Origin of the sequence: Clostridium vitabionis, from assembly GCF_015351765.1 — a bacterium.
In the GTDB taxonomy this organism is placed as follows: Bacteria; Bacillota; Clostridia; order Lachnospirales; family Lachnospiraceae; genus Clostridium_R; species Clostridium_R vitabionis.
Genome location: NZ_JADKQA010000008.1, coordinates 49188 through 64345 on the forward strand (window position 1 = coordinate 49188; position 15158 = coordinate 64345).

15 protein-coding genes and 3 tRNA genes are annotated in these 15158 nt (G+C 58.7%); 5 read left to right on the forward strand and 13 right to left on the reverse strand.

The annotated features are described in order from the left end of the window. Nucleotides 1–36 precede the first annotated feature (36 nt). From rpsR to ISF27_RS13645, 6 genes are all read right to left on the reverse strand, one after another. Nucleotides 37–294 (reverse strand): 30S ribosomal protein S18, encoded by a 258-nt coding sequence (rpsR, locus tag ISF27_RS12120; protein WP_456236843.1) that lies wholly within the window; start codon nucleotides 292–294, stop codon nucleotides 37–39. 39 nt (nucleotides 295–333) lie between these two features. Further along, on the reverse strand, nucleotides 334–831 hold the full coding sequence (locus tag ISF27_RS12125) for a single-stranded DNA-binding protein (RefSeq protein ID WP_194611746.1): 498 nt from the start codon (nucleotides 829–831) through the stop codon (nucleotides 334–336). Nucleotides 832–849: 18 nt separating this feature from the next. After that, nucleotides 850–1137 carry a 30S ribosomal protein S6 gene (gene rpsF / locus ISF27_RS12130; protein WP_194611747.1) on the reverse strand — a complete coding sequence of 96 codons (288 nt, stop codon included), beginning with the start codon at nucleotides 1135–1137 and terminating at the stop codon, nucleotides 850–852. 61 nt (nucleotides 1138–1198) lie between these two features. After that, on the reverse strand, nucleotides 1199–1420 hold the full coding sequence (locus ISF27_RS12135) for a DUF951 domain-containing protein (RefSeq protein WP_194611748.1): 222 nt from the start codon (nucleotides 1418–1420) through the stop codon (nucleotides 1199–1201). Further along, nucleotides 1417–2157 (reverse strand): NAD-dependent protein deacylase, encoded by a 741-nt coding sequence (locus ISF27_RS12140; protein WP_194611766.1) that lies wholly within the window; start codon nucleotides 2155–2157, stop codon nucleotides 1417–1419. The genes ISF27_RS12135 and ISF27_RS12140 overlap by 4 nt, the downstream gene beginning before the upstream one ends. A 237-nt stretch (nucleotides 2158–2394) precedes the next feature. Beyond that, nucleotides 2395–4470: a GNAT family N-acetyltransferase gene (locus ISF27_RS13645; RefSeq protein ID WP_194611749.1), complete on the reverse strand. Its 2076-nt coding sequence runs from the start codon at nucleotides 4468–4470 to the stop codon at nucleotides 2395–2397. A 246-nt stretch (nucleotides 4471–4716) separates the two neighbouring features. Between ISF27_RS13645 and sufC the strand changes: the two genes are divergently transcribed. Genes sufC through sufU form a run of 5 tightly spaced genes read left to right on the forward strand, consistent with a single transcriptional unit; the run spans nucleotide 4717 to nucleotide 9685 of the window. Beyond that, on the forward strand, nucleotides 4717–5460 hold the full coding sequence (sufC, locus tag ISF27_RS12150) for a Fe-S cluster assembly ATPase SufC (RefSeq protein WP_194611750.1): 744 nt from the start codon (nucleotides 4717–4719) through the stop codon (nucleotides 5458–5460). A 16-nt stretch (nucleotides 5461–5476) separates the two neighbouring features. Then, the gene (gene sufB / locus ISF27_RS12155; protein WP_194611751.1) at nucleotides 5477–6883 is read left to right on the forward strand and encodes a Fe-S cluster assembly protein SufB; all 1407 of its coding nucleotides are present in this window, start codon (nucleotides 5477–5479) and stop codon (nucleotides 6881–6883) included. A 25-nt stretch (nucleotides 6884–6908) separates the two neighbouring features. After that, nucleotides 6909–7982, forward strand: a complete 1074-nt coding sequence (locus tag ISF27_RS12160; protein WP_194611752.1) for a SufB/SufD family protein — start codon at nucleotides 6909–6911, stop codon at nucleotides 7980–7982. After that, a complete protein-coding gene (locus ISF27_RS12165) occupies nucleotides 7975–9213 on the forward strand; it encodes an aminotransferase class V-fold PLP-dependent enzyme (protein ID WP_194611753.1) in 1239 nt (412 codons plus the stop codon). The genes ISF27_RS12160 and ISF27_RS12165 overlap by 8 nt, the downstream gene beginning before the upstream one ends. Next, a complete protein-coding gene (sufU, locus tag ISF27_RS12170) occupies nucleotides 9203–9685 on the forward strand; it encodes a Fe-S cluster assembly sulfur transfer protein SufU (protein WP_194611754.1) in 483 nt (160 codons plus the stop codon). Before ISF27_RS12165 ends, sufU begins: the two co-directional genes overlap by 11 nt. 123 nt (nucleotides 9686–9808) lie before the next feature. On the opposite strand, the gene mutY is transcribed toward sufU, so the two are convergent. From mutY to ISF27_RS12205, 7 genes are all read right to left on the reverse strand, one after another. Then, the gene (gene mutY / locus ISF27_RS12175) at nucleotides 9809–10900 is read right to left on the reverse strand and encodes an A/G-specific adenine glycosylase (RefSeq protein ID WP_194611755.1); all 1092 of its coding nucleotides are present in this window, start codon (nucleotides 10898–10900) and stop codon (nucleotides 9809–9811) included. Nucleotides 10901–11172: 272 nt separating this feature from the next. Continuing rightward, the gene (locus tag ISF27_RS12180; RefSeq protein WP_194611756.1) at nucleotides 11173–12459 is read right to left on the reverse strand and encodes an O-acetylhomoserine aminocarboxypropyltransferase/cysteine synthase family protein; all 1287 of its coding nucleotides are present in this window, start codon (nucleotides 12457–12459) and stop codon (nucleotides 11173–11175) included. 353 nt (nucleotides 12460–12812) lie between these two features. Next, nucleotides 12813–13412 (reverse strand): chorismate mutase, encoded by a 600-nt coding sequence (locus ISF27_RS12185; RefSeq protein WP_194611757.1) that lies wholly within the window; start codon nucleotides 13410–13412, stop codon nucleotides 12813–12815. Further along, nucleotides 13409–14344 carry an L-lactate dehydrogenase gene (locus tag ISF27_RS12190; protein ID WP_235986389.1) on the reverse strand — a complete coding sequence of 312 codons (936 nt, stop codon included), beginning with the start codon at nucleotides 14342–14344 and terminating at the stop codon, nucleotides 13409–13411. The genes ISF27_RS12185 and ISF27_RS12190 overlap by 4 nt, the downstream gene beginning before the upstream one ends. 369 nt (nucleotides 14345–14713) lie before the next feature. Beyond that, a tRNA-Cys gene (locus ISF27_RS12195) sits at nucleotides 14714–14784 on the reverse strand. 15 nt (nucleotides 14785–14799) lie between these two features. Continuing rightward, nucleotides 14800–14871, reverse strand: a tRNA-Glu gene (locus ISF27_RS12200). Nucleotides 14872–14898: 27 nt separating this feature from the next. Further along, a tRNA-Asn gene (locus ISF27_RS12205) sits at nucleotides 14899–14971 on the reverse strand. Nucleotides 14972–15158: the final 187 nt, after the last annotated feature.

Genomic DNA, 15158 nt, shown 5'->3' on the forward strand with positions numbered 1-15158 from the left:
AGATCCGTTATTTTGTTCTGCCTGTGCTGCCGAAGATTACTCTACGGTGTACGGAAGCATCGCCATGTGTCTTGCACGCTTGATCGCTACAGTGAGCGCTCTCTGGTGCTTTGCGCAGTTGCCGGTGATTCTTCTCGGAAGAATCTTGCCTCTCTCAGAGATGTATCTCTTGAGCTTAGCGGTATCCTTGTAATCGATCGGCTCTGCCTTCGCGCCGCAGAATACGCAGACCTTTCTTCTTCTGCGGATTCCTGTTCTTCTCGGTCTCGCGTTCTCCGGTTTATCCGTCTTCATTGCTGGCATCTCAAAATCCTCCTTAACGGCTCCCGCTCATCAGTTGAACGGAAGTCCCTCATCTTCAACCCCGTCAGGAATATTCATAAAGCCGTCACCGACCGCGCTCTGCGGGGTCGGACGGCCTGAAGCCGGCGCACCGCCCTGCGGCATCCCCATCCCGGCTCCCTGGTCTGCCGGATGAGAGCTCCGATAACTGTCGGAACTGTTCTTGCTCTCGGCAAATTCCTGATCCTCAATAATCACTTCTGTCGTATATACTTTCTGACCGTCCCGGTTGGTATAGCTGCCGGTCTGAATTCTTCCGGAAACCGCGATCTTGATCCCCTGGTGAAAATACTTCTCAGCGAACTCTGCCGCACGGTCGAACGCGACGCACGGAATGAAATCCGCCGTCTGGCCGCCGTCCTGGTTGTTCCTGCCGCGCCGGCGGTCAACCGCGAGCGTGTATCTCGCGATCGCCATCTGGCGCTCGCCCTGGGAATATCTCACTTCCGGATCTCTCGTCAAACGTCCCATCAGAATTACTTTATTCATACGATCACTCTTTCTTATTTATGCATCCTGTCTCACGCATAAGTATCTGAGTACCGGTTCCATAATGCGGACGCGGGATTCCACCTCAGCCGGAGTGGTAGCCGGAGCCTCGAAGTGGATGAAGGAATAGTATCCTTCCTTCTCTTTCTGGATCTCGTAGGCAAGCTTCTTTCTGCCGCCATCCTCGATATCCTTCACGGTGCCGCCGAAACGGGTGATGTAACCCTGGATCTTCTCCAGAGCCGCCGCTCTGTCTTCGTCCTCAATCTTTGTGCTGAGAACAAGTGCTAACTCGTACTGATTCACTGTAGTACCTCCTTGTGGACATTGACCCCCTGACTCCAGCAGGGAGTAAGGATCTGTAGTATCACGGGCTATCATTATAGCCGATTGCCGGATCATTTGCAAGCGGTTTCCGAAGGCCTCGCAGATTTTTCTCCACAAGTTTTCTCGGCACCATCACCTGATGTCCGCAGCCGAGGCACTGGAGGCGGAAATCCGCGCCGACACGGAGTACCTTCCATTCGCTGCTCCCGCAGGGATGGGGCTTTTTCAGCTTCACGATATCGCCAACCACAAATTCTGTCATACGCCGACCGCCTCGCCGAGAACCTTCCCGATGCTGTCGCTGATCACCAGGTCCGCCTGGCTGTCGCGGCTGGTGGAGGACTTGTTGATCAGTACCAGCTTATGTCCCTGATAGTAATCCACAAAACCGGCTGCCGGGTACACGACAAGCGAAGTTCCGCCGATGATCAGCATGTCCGCCTGGGAAATGTACCGGATCGCTTTCGACATGACGTCCATGTCCAGGCTCTCCTCATAGAGAACCACATCCGGCTTGATGATCCCGCCGCATTTCGGGCAGCGCGGGACCGGCTCCTTCATCTGCCGCAGGATCTCCTCCTCCGTGTAGAAGGCGCCGCACTTCATGCAGTGATTGCGGCGGCAGGAGCCGTGAACCTCAAGGACTTCCCTGCTTCCCGCATCCTGATGGAGGCCGTCGATGTTCTGCGTGACGACCGCCTTGAGCTTCCCTTCCTGTTCGAGCTTCGCCAGCGCATAATGCGCCCGGTTCGGCAGGACCTTTTTGCCGTCCATCAGGATCTTATTCTTGTAGAAACGGAAAAACTCCTCCGGCATCCTGGTGAAAAAGGTATGGCTCAGGATGGTCTCCGGCGGATAATCATACTGCTGATTGTAGAGCCCGTCCTGGCTCCGGAAGTCCGGAACGCCGCTCTCGGTGGAGACGCCGGCGCCCCCGAAGAAGACGATATTGCCGCTCTCCGCAATCCATTGTTTCAGCTTTTCGATTTTTTCCTCCATCATTTCCGCCTCTTTTCTCTGCCTTGCTGTGAAAATATTGACAAAGCGGCCGGCCTGTCCCGGACGACATGGTCAAACGCGCCCGCTGCGGCCGTTCCGGATGACATGGTCAAACGCGCCCCTGCGGCCGTCCCGGACGACATGGTCAAACGCGCCCCTGCGGCCGTCCCGGACGACATGGTCAAACGCGCCCCTGCGGCTGCGCCTTCCGGCATGGCCTGGTGCCTCTCGCGGCGCTCAGACCAGCTCGTCCAGGCAGACGCCCTTCACCACGGGCACCCGGTTCAGCTGCTCCAGCACCTCCGGAGCCGCCTCCGGCCAGATCTCCGCCGCCGGTTCTCCCGCGAGAAGGAAGCGGATCAGGCCGCTCTGATCGGTCCGGAGAAGCGGAAGATCTGCCGCCTCCTCCTGCCGGACATTGTCCTTCGTCCAGCGGAAAATGCCGTTATTTCCCGCGATCAGCGGGTCGGATACCTCCACGGAGAGGGCAAAATCCGCCGCATCTGCCCCGGCATTTTCCCCGGAAGCAACCGCCTCGCCGCCGGTGCCTTCCCCTCGGGCAGGAGCCGTCTCTGTCCCGGCATCCGCCGCCTCGCCCTCTCGGGTGAATAAGCCGAGCAGCGCCGCAGCGTCCGTACACCTCGCCATGTTCCAGGGTTTTACGCCCGTCACCGCGGCGTACGGGTCATCCGCGTAGAGCAGATACTGCTCCCTCTCCGCAAGACCCCACTCGGCTCGGAGGCCAACCAGGCGCTCCCCGTCATAGAGGAACTCCAGCGTCCCGTTCTCCGACGCCATCTCCTTCCGGAGATCCGCCACATAGGCCCGGTCGCGCACCGTATGGAACTCATAGCGGGCATCCAGCCATTTCGTCATGTATGCCGCCGCAAGGTCGAGATCCGCCTTGTCCTCCGTCACTTCCCGGCGGCTGAGGGTCTTCCCCGCCTCCGTAAGCTCCGCCCGGACAACATTTCCCGCAAAGACAAAGCCCAGCGGCTCATACACCTTCGGGTTCACCGGAACCAGATAGGTAAACGGCTTCTTCTCCTCGTGCTGGTCATTCAGGAGCTTCTCAAACGTATCCCGGTAATTGCCCTCCCGGCGTCGGTCCGAGGCGGTTCCCACCGCCACCAGATAATCCGGCACAAGATGCCTGCCGCGGAAATCCACCGGGTACGGGTTCAGATGAACCATCGACACCAGAAGCCCCGAATCCTTCTTCACGAGGACACGGTTCTTCTTCATTTTCTCCGTGTAATAGTAGTCGGTGAAGGCCTGGGAATCCTCCGGGAAGCACTCATGGTAGAGGCGCTCCGTCTCCCCCTTGTCCTCATCCGCAAGGTATTCATAGGCGGGACCCAGGGTCGTATTGTCGATATGTTCCGCCCACTGGTAGCCCTTCTTCCCGTCCACCAGCTGCTGCACGAGGAACTTCCGGGCAAAGGTTACCGGGTTGTAGGACATCTTGGACTTTCTGAGCCCCTCGAGGCCCATATCGTCCTCCCGGTTGACCAGCTCCGCCTGGGGAAATGCGTCCAGCAGGAATTCCCGGTTGATAAACTGGTAGAGGCCGTCGATCGTGGGGTTGGCTTTCTCCACATGGATGACCGCCATCTTCTCCACCGGGTTATAGCTGCCGATCGTGAACGCCTCGAGCTCCCCGTCGATAAAGACGCCGCCCATGGCGCCCGGATTTGCCACACAGTTCTTGAGGATGTCGTGAACACCCATGGCCTCGTAATCCAGATGTTCCTCGTCCTCATCCTTCTGCTCCCGCCATTTGTCCAAGAACTCCCAGACCCGGTGCGAATCCGAGCAGGCCAGCCTCCGGTACTCATACCGGCCCTCATAGGCGCGGGTGAAGACATTCAGGCGGTTCTTCTTCTTGTGCATCTTTTTGCCCGCCAGCGTGCGGAGGGAGTCCCCGGAATAGATATAGTCGCGGGAATCTACCTGCTCCTCCACCCGGTATTTATCCTCCGGGAGGTTCAGGAGATTGACGGCATATTCGTCCGCCAGGTTGATCACCAGCGGATATCCCAGATTCTCATTAAAATACTGTTCGATCGCGTGAAACGCATCCGGAAGATCCTCCGGGCGGCAGAGCGGCATGGCGGAAAATTTCTTTCCGTCCATCTCCGCGATCCAGAGCAGCGCCCGGTTCTCCCAGATCGCGTACTCCACGCGGTAGTAATCCTTCCAGATAAAGCTCTCCAGAAATGTGCTGTCGCAGGTGCGGTTCGGCCGCATCTCGTAGAACGGCTGCATGATCGGCATGTCTCGGAACTCGATCGGTTTGAATTTCAGATTCATAAATCCTCCATGAGTAAACGTCTCTCTCGGTTTTCTCATTATATTATCGTGCCCGCTATAGTTCAAGCTCCGGGCGTGGATTTTCAATATACCCCTACCGGGTACGGGATTTTTGCCAACAAATGCCCACCAAGTTGCTAAGAATTCGTGGAACATCACGAAAACCCGCTGTTCGCCTTGCTTCTCCGTTTCTTCCAATATATAATAGCAATCGTCGCAAAAGACCGATAAGTCGGAGGAGATATCATGGCTGAACAATTACTGCATATAGAGAATCTTAAGGTGAACGTGGAGGAGAAGGAGATTCTCCACGGCATTTCCCTGGATATCGCGCCGGGAGAAACCCACGTCCTGATGGGTCCCAACGGCGCCGGAAAGTCCACCCTCGGCTACGCCATCATGGGCAACCCGAGATATCAGGTAACCAGCGGCAAGATCGTCTTTAATGGGGAGGATATCACCGAGGAAGCCGTCGACCAGAGGGCGAAGGCGGGCATTTACCTGTCCTTCCAGAACCCGCTGGAGGTTCCGGGGCTCACGCTCTCGAGCTTCATCAAGACGTCCGTTGAGCAGAAGACCGGAAAGCACATCCGCATCTGGGATTTCCGCAAGCAGCTGCGCGCCGCCATGGACGTGCTGCAGATGGATCCGTCCTACGCGGACCGCGACCTGAATGTCGGCTTCTCCGGCGGTGAGAAGAAGAAGGCGGAGATTCTCCAGCTCCTCATGCTGAATCCGGCCCTGGCGATCCTGGACGAGACCGACTCCGGCCTTGATGTGGACGCCGTCCGGACTGTGTCCCGCGGCGTTGAGGAGTATCAGAAGAACCACGACGGCGCGCTGCTCATCATCACCCACAGCACCCGGATCCTGGAAGCGCTCCGCGTGGACCACACCCACGTCCTCGCGGCAGGCAAGATCGTTGCGGACGGCGGCGCCGGCCTGGTTGACCAGATCAACGAGAACGGTTTCGAGCAGTTCCTGAACTGATGGACCGGAGGTTTTTATGAAAGAAAAAGCAGAAGTCAAGGATATTGACCAGAATATGTATGATTTCCGGTATGCGGAGGACGATGCCTACCGCATCAAGTCCGGCCTCACACCGGAGATCGTGGAGAAGATTTCCGCGGAGAAGCATGACCCGAAGTGGATGCATGACTTCCGGCTGAAAAGCCTCGAGATCTACAACCAGCTGAAGGTTCCGGAATGGGGCCCGTCGATTGACGGCCTCAACATGGATAATATTGCCACCTACGTCCGCCCGAACACCAGCATGAAGGGCACCTGGGATGAAGTCCCCCAGGATATCAAGGATACCTTCGAGCGCCTCGGCATTCCGCAGGCGGAGCGCAAGTCCCTCGCCGGCGTCGGCGCCCAGTACGACTCCGAGCTGGTGTACCATAACGTGAAGGATGAAGTCGCCCAGCAGGGCGTTGTCTACACCGACATGGAGAGCGCCCTGACCGGCGAGTACGCCGACATGGTGAAGTCGCACTTCATGAAGCTGGTTCCGCCGACCGACCATAAGTTCGCTGCCCTGCACGGCGCCGTGTGGTCCGGCGGTTCCTTCGTGTATGTCCCGAAGGGCGTCCACCTGGACATCCCGCTGCAGTCGTATTTCCGCCTGAACGCCAAGGGCGCGGGCCAGTTCGAGCACACACTCATCATCGTGGACGAGGGTGCCGACCTGCACTTTATTGAGGGATGTTCCGCGCCGAAATATAACGTAGCCAACCTCCATGCCGGCTGCGTTGAGCTGTTCGTGGCGAAGAATGCCCGCCTGCGCTATTCCACCATCGAGAACTGGTCCAAGAACATGTACAACCTGAACACCAAGCGGGCCATCGTCGAGGAGGGCGGCACCATTGAATGGGTTTCCGGTTCCTTCGGTTCCCATGTCTCCTACCTCTACCCGATGAGCATCCTGAACGGAAGGGGCGCCCACTGCGAGTTCACCGGCATCACCTTTGCCGGGCGCGGCCAGAATCTGGATACCGGCGCCAAGGTCGTTCATAACGCGCCGGAGACCACCTCAGTCATCAATACCAAGTCGATCTCCAAGGACGGCGGTGTCAGCACCTACCGGAGCGCCGTGGTCATCCGGAACCAGGCGAAGAAGAGCAGATCCTCCGTCTCCTGCCAGTCCCTGATGCTGGATTCCGCTTCCCGGTCAGACACCATCCCGGCGATGGATGTCCGCACGCAGGACGCGGATGTCGGCCACGAGGCGAAGATCGGCCGCATCAGCGATGAGGCCGTCTTCTACCTGATGAGCCGCGGCATCCCGGAGGAGGACGCCAGGGCCATGATCGTCAGCGGATTCGCGGACAATGTCTCCAAGGAGCTCCCGCTGGAGTACGCCGTGGAGATGAACAACCTGATCCGCCTGGAGATGAAAGGAAGCATCGGCTGACGGTGCAGAGAGAGGAGTTTCATTCATGAGTCAGAATAAGGATATGGTCATCAACCGGCTTCCGGCACTCACCTGGAACCATCTCGGCATGAACCAGAGCGAAATCCGGGACATTCCGCTCCCCGATGCCGGTACACTTCTCGCCGAAGTGCCGGATGTGATCCTTCACAGTACCGACAACGTCAAGCGCCTGAAGGACATCGCCACCGGATGCGGCAGCGCGGTGGACGACCTTCTTGAACAGACGGACATTCCGTCCAGCCGCTTCAAGACGAAAGCCGGCGAGACCTGCGAAAAGCCCGTCCGCCTGGATTTCCGCTACGGCGAGACGCCGAAAAACTTCAATTATGTTGAACTGACCGCGCGCGAGAACAGCGCCATGACCGTGGTTATGGATTACCGCTCCGCCCCGGGCTCTGCCGGCTTCGCCGGTGTCCAGACCAAGATCCGCGCGGAGAAGAATTCCCTGGTCCGCCTGGTGCAGGTGCACCGCCTCGGGGAAAATATGACCTTCATCAACGATATCGGCACCGAGATCGGCGACGGCGCAAGGTTTGAGCTGATCCAGCTGATCCTCGGCTGTGGCAGGACCTACGAGGGGATGAGGACTGACCTCAACGGCACCGGCGCCTGTCTTGCCATGGACACCGCCTACATCGTCGGCGGCACACAGCGCCTGGATATGAATTACGCGGTCAATCACATCGGCCGCAGGACGCTGAGCGAGATCAACGCCTCCGGCGTCCTCCGCGACCGCGCCTTCAAGCTGTTCCGCGGCACCATCGATCTTCGGAAGGGGGCTTCCGGCGCGAAGGGCAACGAGAAGGAGGATGTCCTCCTCCTGGACGACACGGTGATCAACCAGACGATCCCGCTCATCCTCTGCGACGAGGAGGACGTGGAGGGCAACCACGGCGCGACCATCGGCAAGCTGGACGATGAGCTGCTGTTCTATATGCAGTCCCGAGGCATCCCCCAGGACGCCATCTACGAGATGCTGGCAACCGCCCACGTGGAAGCCCTTCTCGAGAAGGTGACCGACGAGAAGACCAAGTGCCGCGTCCGTGATTTTCTGAAAGGAGAATCCTGTCATGACTGATACACAGAGAGCGCTCGACGACAAGCGCATCCGCAGTGCTTTCCCCCTCTTCGAGGATCCGTCCATTGTCTATCTGGACAATGCCGCGACGACGCAGAAGCCGGACTGCGTGCTCCGCGCCGTCCGCGAGTATTATGAGCACGAGAACGCCAACCCGCTCCGCGGCCTCTACGAGCTGAGCCTCAAGGCGACCGACGAATATGAGACTGCCCGGATGGCGGCAGCGGATTTTATCCACGCGAAGAGCGCGAACGAGATTATTTTCACGAGAAATGCCACCGAGAGCCTGAACCTGGTCTCCTTCACCTGGGCGGAGGCAAACCTCAAACCCGGCGATGAGATCCTGATCAGCATCCTCGAGCACCACAGCAACATTCTTCCCTGGCAGATGGCGGCAAAGCGCACCGGAGCCGTCCTGCGCTATGTCGAGTGTGACGAAAAAGGCCGCCTGACCCCGGAGATGGTCCGCGCGGCAATGACGGAGAAGACCCGGCTTGTCGCCATGACCCAGATTTCCAATGTGCTCGGGGTCAAAAACGATATTAAGGCATTTGCCCGGATTGCCCATGAGTTCGGTGCGGTCTTTGTCTGTGACGGCGCCCAGAGCGTTCCGCACATCCCGGTGGACGTCCAGGATCTCGACGTCGATTTCCTGGCATTCTCCGGCCACAAGATGATGGCCCCGATGGGCATCGGCGTCCTCTATGGAAAGCTTGACCTTCTGGAGCAGATGCCCCCGTTCCTGACCGGTGGGGAAATGATCGAGTACGTGCAGCGCCAGAGCGCGACCTACGCGGAGGTTCCGCACAAGTTCGAGGCCGGCACGGTCAATGCCGGCGGCGCGGTCGGCCTCAGGGCGGCGATCAGCTACTACAATACGCTGGGCTTCGACCTCATCGAGGAGAGGGAAAACCACCTGACGAAGCTCTGCATGGACCAGCTCCGGGAAATCCCGCACCTGCACCTTCTGGGCGACGATGACCCGATGAACCACCACGGCATCGTGTCCTTCGTCATCGACGGCGTGCATCCGCACGATATCGCGGCGATCCTGGACGCCGACCGCATCGACATCCGCGTCGGCCACCACTGCGCGCAGCCGCTTCACAAGTACCTGGGCCACCTCTCCAGCGCCCGGGCCAGCCTCTGCTTCTACAACACGGACGAGGAGATCTTCCGCCTTGCGGAAAGCCTGAAGAAAGTACGGGGGAAAATGGGCTATGCAGAATAGTTTTTACAATGAGATCCTGACGGATCACAATCTTCATCCCGCCCACAAGGACAAGATCGAGGGCGCGAATTACACCCTGGAGGGCGTGAACCCCACCTGCGGCGACGACATTATCCTGAGCCTCAGGGTTGATGACAACGGCATCATCCAGGACGGCGGCTTCGTCGGCGACGGCTGCGCCATTTCCCAGGCGTCCGCCGACATCATGCTTGACCTCATCATCGGCAAGAGCAAGGAAGAGGCGCAGCACCTCTCCGACCTCTTCCTGCGCATGATCCGGGGCAAGGTCACGGAGGCGGAGAAGGAGGAGCTGGAGGAAGCCGGCGCCCTGGAGGACATTTCCCACATGCCGGCCCGCGTAAAATGCGCGGTTCTCGGCTGGCACACCATGGACGAGATGTTCACCGACGGTGCCGGCAGGATCGGCCCGGACGGGAAGCCCACCGGGACAGCCACCACGGAAGACCAGTAAGTACGCCATGTGCTGAACGGCGAAAAAGCCGGGAGTTCCCGGGGATGCAGTTTTCTGCCTCCCCGGAAGCTCCCGGCTTTTTTCATATCCTGATGGCTGACCGCTCTCTGCCCGCCACGATGATTATTCCAGATAGACCGGACGGGAAATTCTCTCCCGGAAAGCATCAAACGCGGACGGGACAGGATACTTGTCCCTGATCTCCTCCGGTGCTGCCCAGACAAGGATTCCCCCGCCTTCCGGGGCAATTCCGCTGTCCGAAACGGCTGCCGCCTCATACCCGGCCATCTGCCATTCGAGATGCGTGAAGACATGCTTCGCCTCGCCGAGCGGCGTGATCCGGCCAAGCTCCAGACCGAGCGCAAAACAGGCTTTCCGGACCTCCGCCTCGGAAAGGATCCCCGTGAGGTTCGGCAGCTCCCAGAGCCCCGCGAGAAGGCCGTTTCCCGGCCTTTGCCGGAGAAGAATCCTGCCGTCCCGCCAGATAACCAGCACCGTCCTTTTCTCGGCTCTGCGGGCCTTTTTGGGCGCCTTCACGGGGAATTCCAGCTGCCGGCCGGCACTCTTCGCCAGGCAGTCCCGCTGCCACGGGCAGGCCCCGCAGTCCGGGACGCCCCGGGCGGCACAGATCCCCGATCCCAGGTCCATGAGCGCCTGGTTAAAGTCTCCCGGCCGATCTTCCGGCATCAGCGCCAGATAATACGCCTCCGCCAGCTTCTTCGTCCGATCATTGCCGATCTCCTCCCCGCAGCAGGACATCCGGCTGAAAATCCGGAGCAGGTTGCCATCCACCGCCGGCACCCTCTCCCCGAAAGCGATCGACGCGATCGCCGCCGATGTGTAAGCGCCGATGCCGGGAAGCCTCCGGATCTCCTCCCGCCCTGCGGGCATCCTGCCGCCGTACTGTTCCACGAGGACCTGTGCCGCCCGGTGCAGGTTCCGCCCCCTGCTGTAATAGCCGAGCCCCTCCCAGCATTTTAAGACCTCGCCCTCATCCGCCACGGCAAGCGATGGGATGTCGGGAAATCTGGCAAGAAACCGCGCATAATACGCGCGCACCGCCTCAACCCGCGTCTGCTGCAGCATAATTTCCGAAATCCAGACGTGATACGGGGTAGGGCTCTCCCGCCAGGGAAGAACCCGGCGGTTTTGGTCATACCAGGCAAGAAGCCTGGCCGCCGGTGTCTCTCCGTCCGGCGGAGAATTCCCATTCATCCCGAAAATTCCTGTTTTCCTGTCTGCCTGCATAGGATAAATCTCCTCCCCTCGGCGCCCTGCCCTGCGCCGGGAAACTTCTGAAAATGCGGAACTGTCCAGCACATGCGGAGCCTGAGCAGCTGCACAAATGGCAAAAATCATGTCTGCCTGGAATCCCGCACCCGAACAGCAGTCAAAGACGCAAAAATCCGGCAGCCCAGAGCAGTCTGCCCGGGCCACCGGATGATTATACCCTATTCAGGAGGAGGATGACAGGAATCTGGCGGAAATTATCCGTTCTTTACCGCGTTGAAACCATTTTCCAGATCAGCGATGATATCGTCGATGTGCTCGGTGCCGATGGAGAGGCGGATGGTATTCTGATGGATGCCTGCTGCCTCGAGCTCCTCCGGGGTGAGCTGCGCGTGTGTCGTGGAAGCCGGATGGATAACCAGGGACTTCACATCGGCGACATTGGCCAGAAGGGAGAAGATCTTCAGGTTATCGATGAACCGGAACGCCTCGGCCTTTCCGCCCTTGATATTGAAGGTGAAAATGCTCGCGCCGCCGTTCGGGAAATAGCGCTCATAGAGGGCATGATCCGGATGATCCGGAAGGGACGGATGGTTTACACTCTCTACCAGCGGATGCTTGGAGAGGTACTCGACAACCTTCTTGGTATTCTCCACCTGGCGGTCAATCCGGAGGGAGAGCGTCTCGGTGCCCTGCAGCAGAAGGAAAGCATTGAACGGGGAAATCGTCGCGCCGGTATCCCGGAGCAGGATTGCGCGGACGTAGGTCACAAACGCGGCCGGGCCTGCGGCATCAACGAAGGAAATGCCGTGATAGCTCGGGTTCGGGGCAGCGATCTGCGGATAATTGCCGCTCGCCTTCCAGTCAAACTTGCCGGAATCAACAATTACGCCGCCCAGTGTGGTTCCATGGCCGCCGATGAACTTAGTTGCGGAATGAACCACGATGTCCGCGCCGTGCTCAAACGGGCGGATCAGGTACGGGGTGCCGAAGGTATTGTCCACAACTACCGGCAGGCCGTGGCGGTGTGCAATCTCCGAGATGGCGTCGATATCCGGGATGTCGCTGTTCGGGTTGCCCAGCGTCTCGATATAAACCACGCGGGTGTTCGGGCGGATCGCGGCCTCAACCTCGTCCAGCTTGTGAACATCGACAAACGTGGTGGAAATTCCGTAGTGGGACAGCGTGTGCTCAAGCAGGTTGAAGCTCCCGCCGTAGATGGTCTTCTGCGCGACAACATGGTCGCCCGCATTGGCCAGCGCCTCGATCGCGTAGGTCACTGCTGCAGCGCCGCTGGCGGTTGCCAGAGCTGCGGAGCCGCCCTCCAGGGCAGCGATTCTCTTCTCAAAAACATCCTGTGTCGAGTTGGTCAGGCGGCCGTAGATATTGCCGGCATCCTGGAGGCCGAAGCGCGCCTCCGCATGCGCGGAATTGTGGAAGACGTAGGATGTCGTCTGATAAATCGGAACCGCACGGGAATCGGTTGCCGGATCTGCCTGTTCCTGGCCTACATGAAGCTGAAGTGTCTCAAAATGATATGCCATAATAATTTCCTCCTGATTGGACCGGCGGCTCTCCCCGCCGTGATCTGTCCCTCTTTGACTGGTCAATGTTTCCGCCTCATCGGGTAAAAAAGCCCGGTGAGAATTGTTTCTCTCCCGGGCAAATGGTCATCGCGTATTCAAAGCCGAAGACAGCACACTTCACCGTTCCGGCAGGCCATCTCTGTATGCCCGGGAGCCACACATTCGATTACAGCACATCATACAACACGCCATCGTCTGAACTGTCATGGCTTCCACCTCCCTGCTTTTTGGAAATTCCTGTTTGATTTCCTTTCGATGGTGCCATCATAGCCTATATATCCTATCTTGTCAATAGGTTTACTTGGGTTTTTTCAAATTTTCTCAGTGGAATTGTCATCCGCCTGCCGGCGAACCTCCTCAATCCGGAAATCCGCACTCTCCCGGGAGAGCTGGAATATCAGCTTTTGCATGGACACCTGGCGGATATCCCCGGCAATCGTCAGCGCAAAGCCGGACATTGCGCCGTCCGCGCTCTCGCCGAGGTGTTCGGACCGCTCCAGGTCATAGCCGTAATCCCAGACCATGCCGAGAATCGCCGCCAGGGCTCCCGGCCGGTTCGGCCGCCGAAAGCTGAGTGAAACCCCGGTGCTCGGCGCATCCAGGGCAATCCCCCGGAACAGCGCCGCGGGAAGCTCCGGAAGAAGGTCAAAGAGCAGCCCGTACTGGAACATGCGGCTGGTCTCCATAATCTTTTTGACAACTGCCAGATATTCCTTCCGCCGATTCTCCGGAACCTCATCCCCGAGGCGTGCGAGAATTTCCGCTTCCCGGTCCGCACGGTAGATGGACGGGTCTCCCGAGGCTGCCTTCGCGCGGGCAACCTCCGCCGAACAGTCCATACGGTGCATGAGCAATTCGCGGATCGCCGGATCAATCCGGTCAATCTCCGCCCTGATTTCCTCAAGTGTCATCCTCTGCCCTCCGGGTGCCCGATCTCCTCCGCGCGGCGGATATGCCCGCGGATGATCTCACAGGATTTGTCAAACTGCGCCTTCTCCGCCGTGTCGAGAGGCAGCTCGATGATCTCCTCGATCCCGTTCCGTCCAATCCGGCAGGGGACACCGGCATGAAGATCTCTCTGCCCATACTGCCCGTCGAGCAGGACGGACGCCGGCAGTACCCGCTTCTCATCGCGGAGAATACAAGCCGCCATCTCCGCGAACGCACGCCCGATGCCGAACTCTGTGGACTTCTTTCCTTCAATGATCGTCATCCCGCTCTGGCGCGTATCCTCGAGCAGTTCTTCCCGGCTGAGTCCGCACTCCGCAAAGGGTTTTCCGCCGATCCGGATCGCGGAAAACGGGATCATTGACGAGTCCCCGTGCTCCCCCATGGAAAATGCCTGGATGGAGCTTCTCGCAACACCTGCCCGGAGAGACAGGGCGCGGATGAGGCGCGCAGTGTCCAGCAGTGTTCCTGTGCCGAAAATCCGGTGCCAGTCCATTTTCAGGTTTTTCCGGAGATAATCCGCGATGATGTCGCACGGATTTGTGATCGAGATCAGGATACCCCGGATCGGATATGGCCGGAGCTGTCCGATCAGCTCGTCGCACATTTCCACGGAGCGGTCCATCATATCCAGCCTGGTCTGCCCCGGCTTTCTCGCCTCCCCGATTGCGCAGCAGACAATATCTGAATCTACGACATCGCTGTAATCACCCGCCCGGACAACTGCCGCCCTGGGGGCAAAAGAAAGGCTGTCGGTCACATCGAGCGCCTGGGCGACAGCCTTGTCCCTGTCCTGATCAACCAGTACAATCTCATCGCAGAACATCGGCTGCGCCAGCGCATAGGCGCAGTGTGAGCCGACATGCCCCGCACCGAGAATCGTAATCTTACTCATAAGCATTCCCTCCCTGATGAACCCTGCTCTCCCGGCAAAAAATATCACTTCGCGCCCCTCGTGCCCCGGAAGAAGCTGCGCATCCGCTTTAAAGCATAAAACAAGCCGCTGTCTGCAATTCTACTGAGCATGGGCTGTGATGTCAAGGCAAAAAAGGCAGCTGCTCAGGCCTCCGCAGCTCCCCCCGCAGCAGGCCCGGCGGCTCACGATCGCCCTGCCTCTCGCCTGGCGCGCTCACGCTCCGCTTCGCAGATAGCCACTCCACTAAACTCGGACTGCGCTTTCGCTTGTCCTCATTAAGTGGCTGGTTATTGTTAAGTGCTCTGCGTAACAAAAAGAGCACCCTGAAACAGGATGCTCATCAGAGAGAGGCGACAACCAGATTCGGACTGGTGATCAGGGTTTTGCAGACCCATGCCTTACCACTTGGCTATGTCGCCATATAAAATTTTCAATGACCCCAACCAGATTCGAACTGGTGTTACCGCCGTGAAAGGGCGATGTCTTAACCGCTTGACCATGGGGCCACATGCCCGTGCAGTAGCACCGGTAAGCTCCCCGAGTAGGACTCGAACCTACGACAGCGCGGTTAACAGCCGCGTGCTCTACCGACTGAGCTATCGAGGAATAGACAATGTCGCTCGCGCAACACTGATATAATACCGTTTATTCTTACGCCTGTCAAGCAAAAACTGAGAAATATTCCGGGAAAATCCCCCCGGGTGAATTGCTAAACGAAGTTCCACTCGCAAATTTTAAAACTGGAAGTTAATCCTTCCAAAAAAATACTGGAGGTTAATTCTTCCGAAAAAGG